The sequence below is a fragment of the Tundrisphaera lichenicola genome, from assembly GCF_051175385.1.
Classification (GTDB): Bacteria; Planctomycetota; Planctomycetia; order Isosphaerales; family Isosphaeraceae; genus Tundrisphaera; species Tundrisphaera lichenicola.
In genome coordinates this window covers 3,847,815-3,866,832 of sequence record NZ_CP195106.1, presented here as the reverse complement: position 1 = coordinate 3,866,832, position 19,018 = coordinate 3,847,815, and the positions used below count along the sequence as shown (strand labels likewise).

General features: G+C 62.8%; 15 protein-coding genes. 6 read left to right on the top strand and 9 right to left on the bottom strand.

Annotated elements, in window-relative coordinates:
• Positions 1-183 precede the first annotated feature (183 nt).
• The 4 genes from P12x_RS15455 to P12x_RS15440 all read left to right on the top strand — a co-directional run bounded on the left by P12x_RS15455 (position 184) and on the right by P12x_RS15440 (position 4,184).
• Positions 184-522, top strand: coding sequence for an ArsR/SmtB family transcription factor (locus P12x_RS15455; protein WP_435005196.1), 339 nt, complete (start codon positions 184-186; stop codon positions 520-522).
• A complete protein-coding gene (locus tag P12x_RS15450) occupies positions 519-1,001 on the top strand; it encodes an SRPBCC family protein (protein ID WP_435005195.1) in 483 nt (160 codons plus the stop codon). Before P12x_RS15455 ends, P12x_RS15450 begins: the two co-directional genes overlap by 4 nt.
• 589 nt (positions 1,002-1,590) lie before the next feature.
• Complete coding sequence (gene yjjJ / locus P12x_RS15445) at positions 1,591-2,901, top strand: type II toxin-antitoxin system HipA family toxin YjjJ (protein ID WP_435005194.1); 1,311 nt, start codon at positions 1,591-1,593, stop codon at positions 2,899-2,901.
• 278 nt (positions 2,902-3,179) lie between these two features.
• Positions 3,180-4,184: an IS701 family transposase gene (locus P12x_RS15440; protein WP_435005193.1), complete on the top strand. Its 1,005-nt coding sequence runs from the start codon at positions 3,180-3,182 to the stop codon at positions 4,182-4,184.
• Here the strand turns inward: P12x_RS15440 and P12x_RS15435 are convergent.
• The 4 genes from P12x_RS15435 to P12x_RS15420 form a co-directional block, all read right to left on the bottom strand.
• Positions 4,129-5,334 (bottom strand): transposase, encoded by a 1,206-nt coding sequence (locus tag P12x_RS15435; RefSeq protein WP_435005192.1) that lies wholly within the window; start codon positions 5,332-5,334, stop codon positions 4,129-4,131. The genes P12x_RS15440 and P12x_RS15435 overlap by 56 nt on opposite strands.
• Before the next feature lie 2,243 nt (positions 5,335-7,577).
• Positions 7,578-8,864 (bottom strand): 3-phosphoshikimate 1-carboxyvinyltransferase, encoded by a 1,287-nt coding sequence (aroA, locus tag P12x_RS15430; protein ID WP_435005191.1) that lies wholly within the window; start codon positions 8,862-8,864, stop codon positions 7,578-7,580.
• A 51-nt stretch (positions 8,865-8,915) separates the two neighbouring features.
• A complete protein-coding gene (locus P12x_RS15425) occupies positions 8,916-9,218 on the bottom strand; it encodes a DUF167 domain-containing protein (protein ID WP_435005190.1) in 303 nt (100 codons plus the stop codon).
• Positions 9,218-9,910: a YggS family pyridoxal phosphate-dependent enzyme gene (locus P12x_RS15420; RefSeq protein ID WP_435011672.1), complete on the bottom strand. Its 693-nt coding sequence runs from the start codon at positions 9,908-9,910 to the stop codon at positions 9,218-9,220. The genes P12x_RS15425 and P12x_RS15420 overlap by 1 nt, the downstream gene beginning before the upstream one ends.
• A 91-nt stretch (positions 9,911-10,001) precedes the next feature.
• On the opposite strand from P12x_RS15420, the gene P12x_RS15415 reads away from it, so the two are divergent.
• On the top strand, positions 10,002-10,292 hold the full coding sequence (locus P12x_RS15415) for a hypothetical protein (protein WP_435005189.1): 291 nt from the start codon (positions 10,002-10,004) through the stop codon (positions 10,290-10,292).
• A 2-nt stretch (positions 10,293-10,294) separates the two neighbouring features.
• Here the strand turns inward: P12x_RS15415 and P12x_RS15410 are convergent, their stop codons facing one another.
• Positions 10,295-11,293: a hypothetical protein gene (locus P12x_RS15410; RefSeq protein WP_435005188.1), complete on the bottom strand. Its 999-nt coding sequence runs from the start codon at positions 11,291-11,293 to the stop codon at positions 10,295-10,297.
• Positions 11,294-12,192: 899 nt separating this feature from the next.
• Here P12x_RS15410 and P12x_RS15405 point away from each other — a divergent pair.
• The gene (locus tag P12x_RS15405) at positions 12,193-14,031 is read left to right on the top strand and encodes an ammonium transporter (RefSeq protein WP_435005187.1); all 1,839 of its coding nucleotides are present in this window, start codon (positions 12,193-12,195) and stop codon (positions 14,029-14,031) included.
• A gap of 19 nt (positions 14,032-14,050) precedes the next feature.
• Here the strand turns inward: P12x_RS15405 and P12x_RS15400 are convergent, their stop codons facing one another.
• The 4 genes from P12x_RS15400 to P12x_RS15385 all read right to left on the bottom strand — a co-directional run bounded on the left by P12x_RS15400 (position 14,051) and on the right by P12x_RS15385 (position 19,018).
• Complete coding sequence (locus P12x_RS15400; protein WP_435005186.1) at positions 14,051-14,914, bottom strand: metallophosphoesterase; 864 nt, start codon at positions 14,912-14,914, stop codon at positions 14,051-14,053.
• A 134-nt stretch (positions 14,915-15,048) separates the two neighbouring features.
• Positions 15,049-16,956, bottom strand: a complete 1,908-nt coding sequence (locus P12x_RS15395; RefSeq protein ID WP_435005185.1) for an ABC-F family ATP-binding cassette domain-containing protein — start codon at positions 16,954-16,956, stop codon at positions 15,049-15,051.
• Between the two features lie 15 nt (positions 16,957-16,971).
• Positions 16,972-17,658 (bottom strand): Uma2 family endonuclease, encoded by a 687-nt coding sequence (locus P12x_RS15390; RefSeq protein ID WP_435005184.1) that lies wholly within the window; start codon positions 17,656-17,658, stop codon positions 16,972-16,974.
• A gap of 31 nt (positions 17,659-17,689) precedes the next feature.
• Positions 17,690-19,018, bottom strand: coding sequence for an excinuclease ABC subunit UvrC (locus P12x_RS15385; protein WP_435005183.1), 1,329 nt, complete (start codon positions 19,016-19,018; stop codon positions 17,690-17,692).

The window sequence follows — 19,018 nt, the reverse complement described above, 5'->3', positions numbered from 1 at the left end:
ATTAAGCTGTACGCCGCCTGCTTCGCCTGCGAGAGGTACGAGAAACTTCAGGGGGCAAAATGGGGACATTCTTCTTCTTCACCAAGGCTCTAAAAGCAGAACGTCCCCTGTTCCTTCCCTCGCTTGAGGCTGATCGATCACCTAGGGATTGACCTAACTTTCAGGACAATTATACTAAGTTAGATGCCTAACCAATCGGCAGAGTTCACCCTCCTGTTCCAGGCCTTGGCCGACCCGACCCGCAGGGCCGTCGTCGAGCGGCTCTCGCGCGGGCCAACCGCGACGGGCGAACTGGCCCGGCCGTTCAAGATGGCCCTGCCGTCCTTCCTCCAGCACCTGGACGTCCTCCAGAGATGCGGGCTGGTCCGGTCGCGCAAGTCCGGGCGGGTCCGCACCTACGAACTCGCGCCGGGCTCGTTGAGGGCGGCCGAGGACTGGATGGCGACGCAACGCCTGCTCTGGGAACGGCGCCTCGATCAGCTCGATTCCTTCCTCGAAGACCTGAAGGAGCAGTCCGAATGACGCCATTGGACCCCAAGACCGACCTCGTGCTCGAACGGATCGTCGACGTCTTGCCGGAACTCGTCTGGAAGGCGTGGACGACCCCCGAGCATTTGAAGAAGTGGTTCACCCCGAAACCGTGGAAGACGGTCCACTGCGAGATCGACCTGAAGCCCGGGGGCAAGTTCCACACGGTCATGGAGTCGCCCGAGGGCCAGCAGTTCCCCAACACCGGGTGCTACCTCGAGGTCGTGCCGGGCAGGAAGCTCATCTGGACCGGCGCCCTCCTCCCCGGCTACCGGCCGGCGAAGCTATCGGCCGACGTACCCTTTGTTTTCACGGCGATCATCGAGATCGAGCCGCACGGTTCCGGGACGAAATACACCGCGACGGTCTTCCACACCACCGAGGAGGAACGCTCCAAGCACGAGGCCATGGGATTCCACAACGGTTGGGGGGCCGCGCTGGATCAACTCGTCGCCCTGGCGAAGAGCTGGTAGGTAGGGCTGGAATCCTCGATCCGACCCCGGGGCCGGCCCGGCAAGCTATCGCCCCGGGAATAGCTCTGTGGGGCCGCGGAGGGGCCTTTCTCCCTTCTCACGAGTCGGATGGTTTTTGCTGAGGGGTGGGAACAGGTCGATCCACCGTCGGGCATCCCTTGCCGGCCGATTTTTGTGTGATAAAGAGGGTCCGATCTCCGCGAAGGTTTCAGGGAATCATCAAGACCGGGCCTGATCCAGTCCCACCTGAACGCTTGGAGAACAAACCGTGGCGAGGTCTCGAATCGGGTCGGACGGCCGAAGGAAGCCATTCCGGGAGGCTTTGCACCTAAACCCCACGCCGAACCATTTGAACGGTTCATCGCACTGAATAAAAGTTCATTTTGCTCACGTGTTCAGTTTTGGGCTGGTGATTGCTTGTGAGCAAGTTTGTGTATTCGCGAGCAATCGACAAAGACGGACGTTCCCAGGAAATAAGACGAGTGATTCCAAAAGCTATTCGGATTACCGGCATTGATTCTACGCAAATCTCGACTAGAATTGATGTTTGTGCGATAAAGGCGATTCAAAAAGCTATTCTGGGTGAGCTATGGAGAAGATCGATCGATTACTCGTGGCCTTAAGAAGGGGTGGACTCCTGCGCGGCGAAGAGATCCAGAGGGAGCTAGGGATCTCTCAACCAGTGATGTCTCGCCTTATGCGTGAAGCCGGCCCTCGCGTGTGTCGATTCGGACGAAGCGTGGCAACTCGCTACGCATTACCCCGAGAGATCGCGGGGATTGGACGGAATCTGCCCGTCTTCCGGGTGGATGAAAATGGACACCCGAACCGACACGGGATTCTGCATCTCCTCTCGGGAGGCGGCTCTTGGCTTGAGCGAACGTCCGGAGATGGACAAGAATTCCCCGGGCTGCCACCCTTCGTAGAGGATATGCGACCACAAGGTTACATTGGACGCAGCTTCCCATCTCTCTACCCGGAGTTGCGACTCCCTGAACGAATTAGCGACTGGAACGACGATCACCAACTGATCTCGTTGGCTTCGCGCGGCGAGGATTGCGTTGGCGACCTGATCATAGGGGAGGAGTCGCTCAACCGATTCCTGGCATGGAAACCGCGACCTCTTACTCGTGCCGACTTTCCGAACCTGGCCACAGGCGCACTGGCTGGCCAACCAGGATCATCGGCTGGTGGCGAGCATCCAAAGTTCGCCGTCTACTCCGAAGGGCGTTATTGGCTAGTGAAGTTCGCCAGTGGCGACGGCGCTGCGGCGGACAGATGGCGTGATCTACTCGTCTGCGAGCACGTAGCATTGGAAGTGCTTCAGGATGCCGGTTTTCCCGTTCCCCACTCGGAGTGGTTCGACCTCGACGGTACTAGGTATCTGCAGGTAGATCGCTTCGACCGAATCGGTGCGAAGGGGCGACGTGGAGTGATCTCGCTTTTCGCAGTTAACAGCCACTTCCTCGGGTATACCCCGGACAATTGGAGCAGGGCCGGCCAACATATTCTCGATGAGCCGGATTTGAGTATGTCCACCAAGCATGCCGATCAGATGATTTGGCTGGACACATTCGGCGACCTCATCGCGAATGGAGACCGGCACTTCGGAAACTTTTGCTTTTTCGCCGATGAGGCGAGGCATTTGACACTGACTCCAACTCCAGTCTACGACATGCTGCCGATGGCATTTGCGCCGACGGACGCGAGCCTTGTCGAACGGCAATTCAATCCACGTCTTCCTACAGCCACAAATATGCACCTGTGGCACGAGGCCGCGGATCACGCGATAAGGTTTTGGTCACGCCTCTCTGGGGAGGAGGGTCTAAGTTCCGGCTTCCAACGTGTTTCCCAGGGTTGTCGAGATAAGCTCGCAAGATTGATTGAAGAATATCCGTAGACGTTCATGCTTTCTGATTGATTCGGTTTGATCGATCGTCCGATCACACCCAAGCCCAAACCTCCATACCCTCGTCCTCCGACTCGCAAGCCGAGAGCGATGCCATCGGCTCGGCTTGCGAGTCGGACTCGGCCACCTTAGCCCCGTCCGCCTCTCCCCAGAACTTCGCCTCGATGCCCCAGTTCAAACGTCGAACTGATCAAACAACAAAGGTTGTGACATAGGAGTTACGCGGCAGTGATCGGGCGTCCATATTGCGCCAATCGGTTCGGACGTCCATGATGGATCGCATGTACGCCCCGAACCCCAAGTGTCACGACACCGACTACATCGATTTCCTCATCGCCTCCCCGAAGGCGTTCTGCTGCACGGAGGCCGCCGCTGTGCAACCCGAGTCGCCCGACGCTCCGGCCCACGATGCCTTCACCCGTCTGCTCCATCGGATCGAACCCGACCCGTCCACGCTCTGGGAAGAGGCCCGGCCCATGGTCCGCAAGGAGGGCGGGATGCTGGTCCTCGATGACTCGACCCTCGACAAGTTCCACGCCGAGAAGATCGAGCTGGTCAGCCGGCACTGGTCGGGCAAGCATAAGCGGGTCGTCCGTGGCATCAACCTGATCACCACGGCCTGGACCGATGGCGATACCGTCGTGCCCTGCGACTACCGGGTCTACGACAAGGCCAAGGACGGCCTGACCAAGAACGACCACTTCCTGGCGATGCTCCGCCAGGCCAAGGCCCGCGGCTTCGAGCCGCAGTGCGTGGCGTTCGATAGCTGGTATTCGAGCCTGGGGAACCTCAAGGCGGTCCGGGCCTGCGGCTGGACGTTCCTGACCCAGCTGAAGGTCAACCGCAAGGTGGACCTCGACCGCCAGGGCTACCGTGCCGTCGCAGGACTGGCGATCGCCCCCGAGGGGACCATCGTTCATCTGGAGGGGTTCGGGTCGATCCGCGTCTTCAAGGTGGTCTCCCAAGGCGGAGACGTTGAATACTGGGCGACCAACGACCTGGCGATGGGCGAATTGACCCGGCTGGCCCACGCCGAGCGATGCTGGGCGATCGAGAACTATCACCGGGGCCTGAAGCAGTGCTGCGGGGTGGAGCGTGCCCAGGTCCGGGCGGCGCGGGCGCAGCGGAATCACATCGGGCTGTCGATCCGGGCGTTCCTGCGGCTGGAGCACCATTTCTACACCACGGGGGTCAGTTGGTACGAGGCGAAGGCCCGGATCATCCGAGGAGCGGTGCGTGCATATATCGCCAATCCGATGTACAACCTGACATGACCGCGTAACTCCTATGACATAGGATCTTGCAAAGAACCTCGTTCATCATCCCGGCATCCGTCCTACTCCGGACGTGATCCCGGAACTTTGCCTTGATCATCGAGAAGGTACTCTCCACGTTGCTCCGCTTGTGGTAGTGCTTCAGGAACTCATCCTTGTTGAAGCAGTAGAAGTGGAACATCTTGGCGAATAGGCCACCCACGGCCCCCGTGGTGTTCTCCTTGAAGGCAATGTAGGGCGTCCCGCCCAACTCGGCCACCGCCTCCATATTCGTCTGGGATGAGTACGCCGCATCGGCCGAGAGTTCCTTGACCGCGAAGTTCTTCCCCGTCGTCTTGAGTAAGGCCGGGAGTTGCGGGCAATCCGCCGATTCTTTGTCCAGGATCTCGACGGCTGTCACGACGTTCGTCTTGACCCCGCAGACCAAGTGGACCTTGACCCACTCGCGTTCTTCCATCGTCTTGCCGTACTTGTGGTCGAACCACCGGGCGAATCGCGAGGTCGAGAACCCAGATGAATCGGCCGCGAACTGAGTCTCGACCGCCGCGAGTGGACGGCTGGACTCGACAATCATTGCCTTCAGGATGGAGGTCAGGCTCTTGTCGTCCATGTGCTTGATGACGACGTTGAAGTGGGGTGCCTTACTGATATGCCCTTTATCGGCCGCGTCCTGGAGGTCGCTAGCGAAGCGTCGAGCCGACAACGTTGCGTAGACCTTGTAGACGCAAGCGAACGTCACGTCGGAGAGTAGAAGTCTCGGGCGACCTGGACTCTTTCCCCTCGGTTCATCGATCCCCCGGCATAGATCCGCCAGCATCGTTAGGAATAGCCGTTTCTCCTGGGTCTGAGCCCGGTTGTAGTTCGGCCAGTCCTGCTTGTAAGTGACCTTCTCCGTCACCTTGAACGTACGAGTAACGGTTTCGGTCCCGTCCTCACCACGTTCGCGAGTCTGAAGGAACTCCACCGCGAACATGTGCTTGCACTTGATCGCCCGGTCCTCATGATCCCGGCAAGTGCAATGACGGGCCTCGGGATCGACGACATAGGTCGTTCCGTCGCCCCGCTGGGAAGGCACGACGTACTTTCCGCCGACCTTATCGATCCGGTAGAGGGCCGCTAACGCCAAGCCTCGTTGCTCGCGCTCATTCACCTTCCAGCCTCCGCACGACACCTTTTGGTAACTACCAATAGTATACAAATGCGACTCTTGTTCCGTCAAGAGGCCCGGTATATACTGTTGGTAGTATCTCGGATTCGGAGGTCGATGTGGCGGAAGATCAACGCGAAACGGAAGACAAGGCGTTAGGTGTTGTGCCATTGTTGGGTTGTCGCTGTAGGTGCGGGCATGAATGGCTTCCCCGAGATGAGGAGAAGCCTAGGGTTTGCCCGAAGTGCAAGAGTGCTAATTGGGACCGTCCGAAGTTGTGGGTGGGCAAGCGCCCACAGCGTTCACCGAGGCTCGATAGCCAAGATTAAGAAACATGGTGAATGTTCGTCGGACCGGACTCGTGATTAAGCAAAAAAAAGCTCGTCCCGTCGGAAAAGTTGGTTTAGCTGGTTTTTCTCGCCAATTAATGTTCCACTGGAAACAGATTCAATATTGTTTATATTACAATAAAAACAGGAATACATTCCAAGAACAATTATAAAGTGTGAACTTCTGCAAATAAATGACAGGTGGAAAACGAGAACTCGGGCGGGTTCAACATGGACTGCAAAAGGCCATCACGTTTTTGTGTTTCAGAAAGGGAACATATTAATATCAAAGGCAAGATGGATTCCTTTTGAAAGCTACCCAATCGGTCACCTCGACCTTGCCGGCGAGGAACCGATAGAATTCGGAGGCGAGATCTATTTTGGAGTTAGTCGATCTAATCGCGGGTTGGTTCTAAACTGGAATGATCAAACCGGACATTTTTCCGATCCGACTAGACCGATGAATCCCAATTTGTTGCCTTGTCTGCCTCCAAAACTTTTCAGGCCATATCGACCATAGATCGGAGTGCGACCATGATGCCATCCGCAAGAGATTACGTATGTCTCCGGCGGAACTCCTTTTGGGAAAAGGAGTTGGGCTGCAAACTGAGGACAATGGATGAGCAATCTCGGTTGTCCTTCATTGGAGATTTGATCGACATCAACTTTCCGGTCGCGATGGATCTTGCTCGACGAACTCTTCAAGATAACCAGAGTTTCATTGTGCTACTTGACAGGGGACTCCAGGAAGCAAACGCGAGCAGTATTCGTTATTGGCTTGAGAGCGTCGTTTCGCATCTAGGAGTGCGAAAGGTGATAACTCACCTCAAGTCTCAAGTTGGCCTTAACCCCGAAGGAGTGGCTAAGGCCAGATATTGGATGCCACATTTTTCCGAACTGGCCGGGTACAATTCTGATGACCTGGATTTGATCGACGATGAACTGACTCGGAATGAGAAGATTCGCTCCGGAGAGATTCGCGCGAGGAAGCCAACTCGGCGTTATCCAGAAAAATAGCCGCTCCGCCTATCGTAGTTGATAGTTTTCGCGTCACTCCGGCTCGGCTGGGTCTGATTCGACGCGGAGCCAGGGATAGATCGACGCACCATCCTATTTACGCTTCATCGCCTCGTGGAACGGAATCGCCTGCCGTAACCTCGCCGCAACCGCCTCGGCATCCTCGCGGATCAGGTTGTGCAGCACCACCCTGTCGGCCCGCTCTCTCTAATCCGTATCCCGCCGGCCGCAATGACCTCTTGTCCGTCCGACCCGACTCGCACCACCATCCGAGACCCATCACGACAGAGACCCGAGCGAAGGGTGTCAAGGGGTTCCTCGTAGACGTTTGTAGTGACGGCCACTACGTTGTTCCGGGTTTACGGCCAAAAGGATCTCGCGGACGTCCGTCGGCCCATAAGGATTACCCGATCTCTGTGTCCGACCTGAGCGTCGTTATCGATTAGAATTACTACGCCTTGGTTGATGACGAGGAGACGGGCGGACCGGACCGACTGGATTACGCCAGTCGCGATCGAGGATTGCGCAATTTGGTTCCTGACCCGTCCACTGAATAAAAGTTCAGAGGTTTAGGTTTATCGCAGAATTTAGGTGCAAAGCCATTCCGGGAGTCGGAACAAACCCATTTCCTCGGCTCGAACGAACCCAACTTCCGACGCTGGAACAAACCCATCTTCCAACACTGGAACGAACCCAATCCGGCGACCATCGCTTTTCCGGGCCTGGGCGTCCGACAGCAAAGAATCCGGCGCAAGTCTCGATCGATTCCAGCATTCAGCCATCTCGACCGGCACCAATCACAGGCGAGATCCGAGGTTGCTTCGCTGAACGAACCCATTTGCAGCGACGTAACAAACCCATTCTCGATGCCGGAACAAACCCATTCTTTGCTTCTCCCCCTCAGCCCAGCCGGGCCAGGTCGTCCCAGAAGCCGGGGTAGGTCTTGGCGACGCAGCCGGGGTCGAGGATCGTGACTCCCGGGGCCTTGAGCCCGGCTAGCGCGAAGGACATGGCCATCCGGTGGTCGTCGTAGGTGGCGATCCGAGCGGGGGTGATCCGGCTCGGTGGGAAGATCGTCAGGCCGTCGGGCTGCTCCTCGACGGTGGCCCCCAGCTTTCTCAACTCGGTGGCGAGGGCCCCGATCCGGTCGGTCTCCTTGTGGCGGATGTGGGCGACGTTCCGGATCCGGGTGATCCCACCGGCGAACAGGGCGACCACCGCCAGGGTCATCACCGTATCGCTGATCGCGTTCATGTCGACGTCGATGCCTCGGAGCGAGCCCCCGGTGACGGTGGTGGAATCCTTCTCGCGGGTCACGGTACAGCCCATGTGCTCCAGGAGGTCGACGAAGGCGATGTCCCCCTGGATGCTCTCGGTGCCCAGGCCTTCGACGGTGATCGTCGAGCCGGTCAGGGCCGCGGCGGCGAACATGTAGGAGGCGGCCGAGGCGTCGGGCTCGATGGCGTAGGTCCGCCCGGTGTATCGGGCCGGTCGGATGTCGAACCTCCGATCCTTCCGGTTGTTGATCCGGACCCCGAACGACTCCATCACGCTCATCGTCATGGCGACATAGGGCTTGGAGACCAGGACCCCTTCGACCTCGACTGTGGTCGTGTCTCGGGAGTAGGGCAGGGCCATCAGGAGCCCGCTGAGGAACTGGCTGGAGACGTCCCCCCGGACGAAGGCATAGCCGCCGTCGAGCCCGCTGGCCTTGATGGTCACGGGGGGGCAGCCGGTCCCGAGGTCGCTCCGGGCGTCGGCCCCGAGGCCGTTGAGGGCTTGCAAGAGGTCGGCCACGGGCCGCTCGCGCATTCGGGGGGTCCCGTCGAGGTGGAAGGTCCCCGAGCCGGTGGCGACCATCGCGGTCAGGAAGCGGAGGCTGGTCCCGGAGTTGGCGACGTAGAGTTCGGCCTGCTGCCTGGGGATCTTGTTGGCACATCCCTGGATCTGGATGGTGGCGGTCGAAGGGTCGTGCTCGACCTGGATCCCGAGCCGGCCGAGCGAGTCGACCATGACCCGGGTGTCGTCGGAGTCGAGCGCCCCGGTCAGGGTGCTCGGGCCGTCGGCCAGGGCGGCAACGATCAGGGCGCGATTGGTCAGGCTCTTGGAGCCGGGGACGCGGACCCTCGCGGGGCCGATCGGGCCGGTCCGGGGGTCCAGGGTGATCTCGGGCGGATAGTCGGGCATCGGGAGAGGTCCGGGGAAGTTCGAGGGAAGAGGATCGAGGTTCGAACCGGCTCAGGGGCCGGGGATGAGGGGCGACAGCCGGCCTCGGAGGGTTTCCGGGTCGAGCCCGAGGATCAAAAATCGTTTATCACGAGAGGTGTCCCCGCTCAGGAGGACGACCTCGGAGTTCCGGCAGCCGAGGACTTCGGCGAGGATCTCGGCGATCGCGGCGTTGGCCTTCCCCTTCTCGGGGGCGACGGTCACCCCGACCCGGAGGGCTCCCGCCCGCTCGCCGAGCACACCGTTCTTCCGGGCGTTGGGCTGGGCGCGGATCGCGAGGACGGTCCCCCGATCGTGGGCGGTGAGGTCGATCATCACTCGACCCCCTCGAACAGCGCCGAGCCGATCCGGACCAGCGTCGCCCCCTCCTCGATCGCGGCGTTGAAGTCGCCCGACATCCCCATCGAGAGTTCGGGGAGTTCGAGGCCGGAAGCGATCCGGAGCCGCTCGCGGAGTTCTCGGAGGGCGGCGAAGGTCGGGCGAGCCTCCTCGTCGGTCGTCCCGTATCCGGCCATCGTCATCAGGCCGACCACTTGGGCGTGGCGGAGGCCCGCGATCGACTGGGCGTCGGCCAGGATCGCGTCCGGCTCCCAGCCGTGCTTGGACTCCTCGAACGAGGCGTTCACCTGGAGGCAGAGGGCCGGGGGATCTTCGAGGCCGGCGGAGAGTTCGTCGAGGGTCCCGAGGAGCTTCAAGGAGTCGACCCCGTGGATCATCCGGACCATCGGGACGGTGCGTTTGGCCTTGTTCCCCTGGAGGTGGCCGATCAGGTGCCAGCGGATCGGGAGATCGGCCAGGGCCTCGGCCTTACCCCAGAGTTCCTGGGGATAATTCTCGCCGAGGTCGGTCGCCCCGGCCTCGACCAGCCGACGGACCCGATCGGCCGGATTCCGCTTGGTCACGGCGACCAGCCGGACCTCCGAAGGGGATCGCCCCGATCGGCGGGCGGCCTCGGCCATCCGGTCCCGGACAGTCTCCAGATTCTCGCGAATTCGATCCGGCTTCATGAGGCTCACGACGCGATCCGAGTAGGGGAGACGATGACGGCGGGGGACTCCCGGTCTATTGTAGACGGGGTGAGGGCCGAACGTCGGCCAGGTGCCCGAGCCGATGGCCGGGCCCGACGGGCCGGAGAATCCGAGGATTGTCGACACTATGAACGCCAAGCTCAAGCCCATCCTGATCGCCCTGGGCGCGATCGCCGCCTTGCTGATCGTCACGCAGCTCGTGATGGGGCTGATGATCGTCCGGGGGGGCGGCTCGATGGACCTGACCAAGCTGGTCAAGGCCCACCAGCATTCCGGCTACCTGACCGTGACCGTGGTGATCCTCTACATCGGGCTCTCGCTCTCGGCCATCGCGTCGATCCCGGGCCGGCCCCGGGGCTGAATTCACGCCTCGACCTTGAGGAGCGGCCTGAGGTCCCCCGACCGGGAGAACGAGCCGATCACGAACCGGGCCTTCGTCTGGTGGCCCAGGAAGTTCCGGAGGTCCGGCGGGGCCAGGCTCCGATAGATCACCAGCCCCTCATTCCCCGGGCCCCAGCCGACCCGGCTGGCCGAGGCGACCTCGGGCGGGCAGATCGCGGAACGTGAGGCCACGGTCAAGGTCCGCCAGAGGGTCGGGGGCTTCTCCCAGGCCACCAGGAGCGAAACCCAGCGCCTCCGGCCCTCGCTCGACTGGCGGACGACCACCTCTCGACCCTCGACGACCATCGACCCCCGATCGGTCGGGAGGTCGTGGCTCGGGAGCCCCAGCGGGAGCAGGCGGGCGGTCGGCTTGCCTCGCCCCGCCGAGAGGATCATCGATCGCGACGCCTCGGACGGAGTCGCCTCGATCCCTTCGGGCAGGGCCAGCCGGATCTCCGAGACCGGCCCGCCCCCCTCGTCCTGCTGGCCCAGGAGGGCCATCCCCCGACCTCGGAGCAGGACGGCCACGCGAGTCGTCCGGCCTCGCCCGACCCGGTACGACCATTCGAGGCAGTCGGCGAAGGCACCGGTCGACCAGTAAGTCGGGAGGGCCTGCCCGGCCTTGCCGACGAGGGTCGGAGAATCCCAGGTTGGCCCCAGCCAGGTCTGACCCTTCGAGGAAACCTCGATCAATGACCGCGAGCCGGGCTCCCGGTGGTCGACGGCCACCAGGTCCCCCCGAGGGGTCCAGTCGGGGCGAAGCACGGCCAGGGGTCGATCGGCCCGGGAGTCGGAGGGAAGGGGGGGAGCGGCCGGGATCTCCGACGACTCGCCCGACGAGGCGGGAAGCCACCAGTCCAGGACCCGGGCCAGCGAAGGATCCCCCACGCGACTCGACCAGGCCCTCAAAGCCTTCAGCCGCTCGATCGACCGGCCCCTCGGCCCGAACACCGGCGAGCCGTCGGGACGATGGAAACGCAAGACCGCCCGGAGTCGATCGGCCTGGGAGATCGGAGGAAGGTCGCTTGAACCCTCCAGGTCGATCCAATCAGCGACCGGCTGGCGGCTCGGGACGCCGTCCTGATCGAAATGAGTCAGGCTGCCCGATCTTGGAGCATGGCTCGTGCGTTCCGGACCCGATCCCGCGTCGGGAGACTCGCACCCACGACTGATATCCTCCATTCCGTTCCACCCCATTCGAGCCTGAGTCAAAAGGATTTTAGAATACAGTTGCGTCCAATTCTGCACCCAGGATCGACCATGCACAATCTTTATGCTGCACAACCGGGCGATTGTCCAAATACAGGGCAGACAGAGGGGTCAAATCCACGACGATGGCGCGAGCCTCGCAAAAATCGAAGATTCCTCTCGATTTCGATAAGCGTCTTGGCGACCTTGATTTGCGATACGAAATCGTCGTCGTTTCCATCCTTCCATCCTGCCGACAGGCCCTCTTTTCGGGCACTGGCATACCCTTTGCTTTTTACTCCTGACGTTAACGACGAAGAGCTGAGATCGAAAAGAAAACGAAAAAATACTTCTAAAGTTTACATAGCACTGACTGCTACGAACCACCCCAACCGGCGACGGACGCAAGGCTTGCCCTTCGTCTCACCGCCAAGGGGCGAGCGGGTTGCCTCGCACGACCCCCCCGCTCGCCCTTTCTTACACAGCGATCGGGATCGCTTCTGCGGTCCCGGTTGCCGGAGCAAGGCCGGTCGGTCAGCACAACCTGGGTTGCCATGGGAGAGGTGGCTTGCCTGGGGGAATGCTGGCTGACCGGCTTTTTTATTGCGCCTGGCTGGATCAGCCAGCAAGAGAGACGGATTCATCCTCCGGATCGAGGCTGAATCCGACTTGCTTTCGAAGGTTCGTGACCCTTGACGCGTTGTGTTTGCGGCGGAGTCCTGGCACGATACGTCCCGGATTGCCAGCCGATCCGAGCGGTCTGGGAGCGGGTCGGGCGTCAACCGGCCTCCAATCCTTTCTGGGCTCCTCGCTCGACCCCCGCGAAGTCGGTGGCCGGGTCGAAGTCCGCCCCCTCGACGACGGTCCGAGGAATCGACGCGATGACGCATGGCCTGCGGCTGATGGTGGGGCAGATGGCCCTGATCCTGGGATTCTTCGGGTGGATCGGGGCCAGCGAGGTCCATGGCCAGGTCACGCCGCCCGCTTCGTCGGTCGAAGCCTCGACCTCGCCCACGCTCACCCCGGTGGCCCCCATTCCCGACCTCGAGAGCGCGCCGGTCTCCGCCGACGAGGCGAAGGCCTTGCGGGTCGCGATCAACATGGCCTGGATCCTGGTCTCGGCCTTCCTGGCCCTGTCCCTGAAAGCGGGGTTCACCCTCTTCGAGACCGGCCTGATCCGATCCAAGAACGTCGCCCACACCGCGGCGATGAACCTGGGGATCTTCGCGATCGGGGTCATCGGCTTCTGGGCCTGCGGCTTCGGCCTGATGTTCGGAGGTCACGGGGCGTTCGGATCGCTGGGTGGCTCGGGGTCGCTCGACTCGATGGGCTCGCTCGACCTGTTCGGTCGACGCTGGGACGTGATGGGCCTCGATGGATTCTTCCTGGCCGGCTCGGCGGGGCAGGCCTCGATCCTGGCCGCCTTCCTGTTCCAGACGGTCTTCATGGATACGGCCACGACGATCCCGACCGGCGCCATGGCCGAGCGTTGGAAATACTCGGCGTTCTTCGCCTTCGGGCTGGTGGCCTCGATGCTGATCTACCCGATCTATGGTTGTTGGACCTGGGGTGGGGGCTGGCTGGCCGATCTCGGGACGAGTTTCGGGCTGGGAAGCGGGCACGTCGATTTCGCGGGTTCGAGCGTGGTCCACATGACCGGAGGCCTGATGGCACTGGCCGGATCGCTGGCCCTGGGGCCTCGAATCGGCAAGTTCAATCAGAAGGGGGGGGTCAACGCGATCCCCGGCCACAATATCCCGATGGCGGCGGTGGGGACCTTGATCCTGGTCTTCGGCTGGTCGGGCCTGAACGCCGGGCGGGTCCTGGACGCGACCGACCTCCGGATCGGCTCCATCGCGACCTGCACGATCCTCGCCACCGGGGCGGGTTGCCTGACCTCGCTCCTGACGATGTGGCTGGCTTTCGGCAAGCCCGACCCGACGATGGGTTGCAATGGCCTCCTCGCCGGCGCGGTGGCGATCTCGGCCTCCTGTGCCTTCGTCGACCCGACCGGGGCGGTGATCATCGGGGCGATCTCGGGGATCCTCGTGGTCGGCAGCATCCTCTTCGTGGAGAAGGTGATGCGGGTTGACGACCCGGTCGGGGCCATCAGCGTCCACGGGACCTGCGGCGCCTTCGGATGCCTGGCCGTCGGGCTATTCGCCACCGGAGATTATGGCCGAGGGTACAACGGGGTCGTCGAGCCCCCAATCGGCCTCTTCCACGGAGGGGGCGGGTCGCAACTGCTGGCCCAGGCGATCGGCGTGACCGCGAACGCCGCCTGGGTCTTCCCAATGTCGCTCCTGGCCTTCGCGGCGATCGGCCGGACGATCGGCAACCGGGTCTCGGCCCGCGCCGAAGTCGAAGGCCTGGACGTGCCAGAGATGGGGGTTTTGGGCTACGTCTCGGAAGATACCTACGCCGTCCAGACGGCCGGGCAGGACTATCTCGCGACGTTCGGGCCGGGCGTCCCTCCCAAGGGATCCTCGAAGCCGGCCCGAAATCCGGGGAAGGCCGGACGCAAGCCCTGATCTCCGGACTCCCTCCGGTTCAGACCGACATCGGCAGGACCTGGATCCCGCCCATCAGGGACTCGATGGTCGGGACCTCTCGGGCCGGGAAGAGGCAGCAGGTCGGATAGGGGTCGGTCCCGTCGATGATGATCTGCCGATGATTGGCCTGTCGGAACCCTTCATCGCAAGGTTGATGCCCGGTGATGAACCAGTCGGCGTCGACGAGATCGGCGAATCGGTCGACATTCTGGGGGTCGGTATTCCGCCCCCAGGTCAGGGCATAGACGGCACCGTGGCGGGCCATCGATTCGGGGGACCACTCCTCGGCCTCGAAGATGGAGACGTCGAACTCTTCCAGGTCGATCGGGTCGGGGATCGAGTGGCAGAGGAAGACCCGGTTGGGCGTCCGGACCGCCAGGGGCAATGCCGCGAAGAGGTCGCGATAGGCTTGATAGATCTCCTCGGCAAACGCGCCGTAGGCGGTCTGGATCCCCTGACGAAACAGCGCGTTGAGCGCGACGCCACCCTTGGCAATCGGCCGGTTGGTCAGCTCGGACAGCTCGTGATTCCCCAGGATCAGGTGGACCCGGTCGGGGAACTGGCCCTTCAGGGCCGAGACGACGTCGACCAGCTGGTGCGACTTGTCTCCCCCGTCGTCGGGATAGTGGCGAGGCCCGTGGATCAACTCCTGGAGGACCAGATGTCGGGCCGGATGCCGGGCCAGGTCCGCCTTGAGGAGCGCCTGGCGGAAGGCCGGGATATTGCCGTGGAGGTCGCCGACGACCAGGACGTCCTCGACGGTGTCGTCCAGGGTGATCAGGCACCCGTGTCGCCCGGGCGTGGCTCGAAATAATTCGGTCGCCCTTCGGAGGGAGGTGAGGACTTTTTGAGGATCGGGCATGTTTGACGCTTTCCGGCGTGGGCGATCGGCCTCTTCTCAAGATAACCGATACGCTCGAAAAGGCGAATTGCGACACCCGCCCTTCGCGGCTCGAGCGGGACGTGGAACCTCCTGGGAGATCTGTAACGACCCCCTCAGGAGTTCAGCTCGACCGCCTCTTCCCAGTGCTCGTAGAGCTGGGCCAGCTTTTCCTTCAGGATCGTATGCCGGTCCTGGGTCGCGATGGCCTTGAGCGTCTCCTTCCAGAGGGCGGGCTGGCCCAGGAGATCTTCCAGCTCGGCGACCTCGGCCTCGACCTCGGCGATCTCGCGTTCGAGGTCGGGGGTCTTCCGGTAGGGGAATTTCCGCTTCCGCTTCTCGGACTTGCCGTCGGACTTCGGCGTCTCCTTCGGGGCGGCCGAGGCGGCCTGCGCGGCCTGCTTCCGGGCGGCCGCCTCCAATTCCTGCGCGGCCAGATGCTGATAGGTCTCGTAATCCCCCTCGACGACCCGGGCCCGCCCATCGGCGACGACGACGATCCGATCGGCCACCTGATTGAGGAAATAGCGGTCGTGCGAGACGACCACCACGGTCCCCTCGAACTCGCGGATGGACCGTTCGAGGGCGTCGCACGCCCAGATGTCGAGGTGGTTGGTCGGTTCGTCCATGACGAGGAGATTGGCCGAGGTCGCCGAGAGCCGCGCCAGGGCGGCCTTGGCCTTCTCGCCGCCGGAGAGCTGGCCGACGTTCCTCAAGGCGAGGTCGCCGGAGAGGCCGAACTTCGCCAGGAGGTCGCGGACGTCCCCCTGGACCCAGTCGGGGTCGTCCTCGGGCCAGACCGCCCGAAGGACGGTGGTCTCGGGCGGGAGCGATTCGAGCCCCTGGTCGTGATAGCCCACCAGGACCTTGTGCCCGAGCTTCACCTCGCCGGAGTCGGGCGTGACCTTGCCGATCAGGGTCTTGATGAGCGTCGACTTGCCCGCCCCGTTGGGGCCGAGCACGCCCACGCACTGGCCCCTGAGGATCGAGAAGTTGAACTCGCTGAACAGAGGCTTGTCGAACGACTTGGTGAGCCGACGGGCCTCGACGACGATGTCGCCCGAACGATCGACCTCGCCGAACCCCATCGGCGGGCCGGTGATCTCGCGCATCGTCTCGACGCGTTCGACCCGGGCCAGCTTCTTCTCGCGGTCGTGGGCCTGCTTGGCCCGCTGTCCCGCCCCGTATCGGCGGATGTACGCCTCTTGCTCGGCGATGTAGTCCTGCTGCTTCTCGAACTGGCGCTGGAGGACCTTGGCCTTCTCGGTCCGGAGCTTCCAGTACTGGGTGTAGTTCCCGGGGTAGACGTCGATCTTCCCCTCGTAGAGTTCCCAGATCCGGGTGACAACCTTGTCCAGGAAATAGCGGTCGTGGCTGACCACGATCATCCCGACCGACTGCCGCGAGAGGTAGGCTTCCAGCCAGGCGGTGGTCTGGATGTCGAGGTGGTTCGACGGCTCGTCCAGGAGCATCAGGTCGGGGCTCTCCAGGAGGAGCTTGGCCAGCATCATCCGGGACTGCTGGCCCCCCGAGAACGTCCGCGCCGGCCGTTCGAAGTCGCTGGTGGGAAACCCGAGCCCGCCCAGGATCTCCTCGACCCGGTGGTCGATCGAGTACGCGTCCTGATGTTCGATCCGGTCGCGAAGCTCCTCATACCTGCGCGAGGCCCGGAGGCTCTCGGCCTCATCCTCGGCCTCGGCCATCTCGCGGGCGGCCTCCTCCATCTCCTCCTGGATGTCCAGGAGCGAGGCCAGCCCCGACCGGGCCACCGAGATCAGGGACTCTTCCGGCCCGAAGTCGGGCTCCTGCCGGAGGAGGCTGACCCGGACGCCAGGCCGGACGTAAAGGCTACCGTAATCGGCCTGATCCATCCGGGAGACCAGGCGCATCAAGGTGGTCTTGCCGGCCCCGTTCGGACCGACCAGGCCGATACGCTCTCCGGCCCGGACCTCGAACTTGAGGTCCTGGAAGATCGGATCGCCGGAATATTGACGGCCCAGGCCGTTGGCGGAGACGAGGATCATCGTGTGCTATTCACCTCAACGGCGTTCCGGCCTGGCCGCCAGGTCTGCGACGAAGGCCGCGTGCTCTTCCGTGGCAAGTCCACGCTCCAACACCGCGACCAGGGCCGACCCATCGTCGTTCAGTAAGGCATTCGGATCGAGCCAGAGCCCCGGGAAGACTCGCGATCGGTAGAGGCCATCGGGGTCGGGCGCGACCCGGACGAGTCGGCCGTCCCGAAGCTCGTGCCAGTGGACCTCGTCGGGTTCGATCGCCAGCACGACATATTCTCGGGTTCCGGCCCGCTCGTAATCGGCGAGCTTGGCACCGAGATCGGTCGCCTTCGAGCTATCGGCGACCTCGACCACAAGTTCGGGAGCCCCTCCGATATATTTCCCATGCTTGCGGGTCTGTCCTCGATTCTCGGGCTTGATCCTCAGGAGGGCGTCGGGCTGCACCTCGCCGAGGTCGTCCAGGATTGCGGTTGCATTATCGGAGACCTCGACCCCCCGGGTTCGACTCCGGTAATAACCCAGCCAGAAGAGAGCACCTGCGGAAATAATCCCGTGACGGTTCCCGACGGGACTTGGCATGACGACGATTCCGCCGATGAGTTCCGCCCGGAAACCCGGCGGCGTGGCTTCGTAGCGCTCGTGAAAGTCGGCCTGGCTGAGCTTCTGGCCCGCGATCAGGGGGGCGACGGCCGGCGGCCTGGCGGTGCTCATAATCGACCCTCGATCGTGATGCGCTCGACGACTAACCATCTTCTCCCAAAGTCCGCTTCTTCCGCAACATGTGGTGGTAGTGCTGGGCGAAGCGGTGGGCCTCGTCTCGGGCGTACTGGAGGAGCCTCAGCGAGAACGAGGTCCGCTTCAGGACGATCGGGTCGGAGCGGCCGGGCAGGTAGATTTCTTCATTCTGCTTGGCCAGGGAGATCAGGGTCGGGGGCGCGATCTTCAGGGTCTCGAAGACCGAGAGCGCCGCGTTGAGCTGCCCCTTGCCGCCGTCGATCATGAAGATGTCGGGGAACGGCTCGTCACGCTCCTGGAGCCCCTGGACCCTCCGGGAGACGACCTCGCGGATCGAGGCGTAGTCGTCGATCCCCCGGACGCTCTTGATCTTGTAGCGTCGATAGCCGGGCTTGAACGGGAGCCCGTCGATGAACGTCACCAGCGAGCCGACCGTCTCGGTCCCGCCCAGGTGGGCGATGTCGACGCAGTCGATCGTCCGGGGGATCGACTCCAGCCCGAGGACTTTCTTCAGCCCCTTCAGGCCCTTCCTGGGGTCGACGTAGAAGACCTCGGGCTGGGCATGCTTGTCGAGGTCGCCCCGGAGATTGATGTTCTGGAGGGCCTTCAACTCGTCGCGGAGCCGGGCGGCCTTCTCGAACAGGAGGGCCTTGCTGGCCTCCTTCATCTCGGCCTCCACCTCCGCCAGGACGACGTCCTTCTTGCCTTCCAGGAAGAGGCGGAGCCGGCGGATGTCCTTCCGGTACGACTCCTTGTCGATCTGCATGTTGCACGGGGCGGTGCACTGGTTGATCGAGTGGAGCAGGCAAGGGCGGAACCACCGCCATCGGGCGTCCCCCTCCTCGATGTCGAGCGAGCAGGTCCGGAATTTGAAGATCTTCTGGAGGACCTGGATCGCCCCCCGGAGGCTCTTGGCCCGGGGGAAGGGCCCATAGAGCTTGACCCCCCGTTCGAGCGGCTCGCGGGTGAAGTTGACCCGGGGAAAGTCGTCCCCGGTGGTGATCTGGAGGTAGGGGAACGACTTGTCGTCCTTGAGGTCCTGGTTGTGCCGGGGCTGGATGTCCTTGATCAGCCGGGCTTCCATCAGGAGCGCGTCGACCTCGCTGTCGGCGACGAGGAAGTCGATGTCGGCGATCTCGCCGACCCAGTCGCAGATCCGCTTGTCCTCGGCGGCGGTCTTCTGGAAGTAGGACCCCGCCCGGGCCCGGAGGTTCTTGGCCTTGCCGACGTAGATGACCCGCCCCTGGGCATCCTTCATCAGGTAGAGGCCGGGGGTGGTGGGGAACCCCCGGACCTTCTCGCGCGGTTCGATCGCCTTCGATGGTGCGTCGGACAT

Bases quoted from the DNA above. Each gene is read 5' to 3' on its own strand.
- P12x_RS15455 (WP_435005196.1), top strand. From the start codon at position 184: ATGCCTAACCAATCGGCAGAGTTCACCCTCCTGTTCCAGGCCTTGGCC.
- P12x_RS15450 (WP_435005195.1), top strand. From the start codon at position 519: ATGACGCCATTGGACCCCAAGACCGACCTCGTGCTCGAACGGATCGTC.
- yjjJ (WP_435005194.1), top strand. From the start codon at position 1,591: ATGGAGAAGATCGATCGATTACTCGTGGCCTTAAGAAGGGGTGGACTC.
- P12x_RS15440 (WP_435005193.1), top strand. From the start codon at position 3,180: ATGATGGATCGCATGTACGCCCCGAACCCCAAGTGTCACGACACCGAC.
- aroA (WP_435005191.1), bottom strand. From the start codon at position 8,864: ATGCCCGACTATCCGCCCGAGATCACCCTGGACCCCCGGACCGGCCCG.
- P12x_RS15425 (WP_435005190.1), bottom strand. From the start codon at position 9,218: ATGATCGACCTCACCGCCCACGATCGGGGGACCGTCCTCGCGATCCGC.
- P12x_RS15420 (WP_435011672.1), bottom strand. From the start codon at position 9,910: ATGAAGCCGGATCGAATTCGCGAGAATCTGGAGACTGTCCGGGACCGG.
- P12x_RS15400 (WP_435005186.1), bottom strand. From the start codon at position 14,914: ATGCCCGATCCTCAAAAAGTCCTCACCTCCCTCCGAAGGGCGACCGAA.
- P12x_RS15395 (WP_435005185.1), bottom strand. From the start codon at position 16,956: ATGATCCTCGTCTCCGCCAACGGCCTGGGCCGTCAATATTCCGGCGAT.
- P12x_RS15390 (WP_435005184.1), bottom strand. From the start codon at position 17,658: ATGAGCACCGCCAGGCCGCCGGCCGTCGCCCCCCTGATCGCGGGCCAG.
- P12x_RS15385 (WP_435005183.1), bottom strand. From the start codon at position 19,018: ATGTCCGACGCACCATCGAAGGCGATCGAACCGCGCGAGAAGGTCCGG.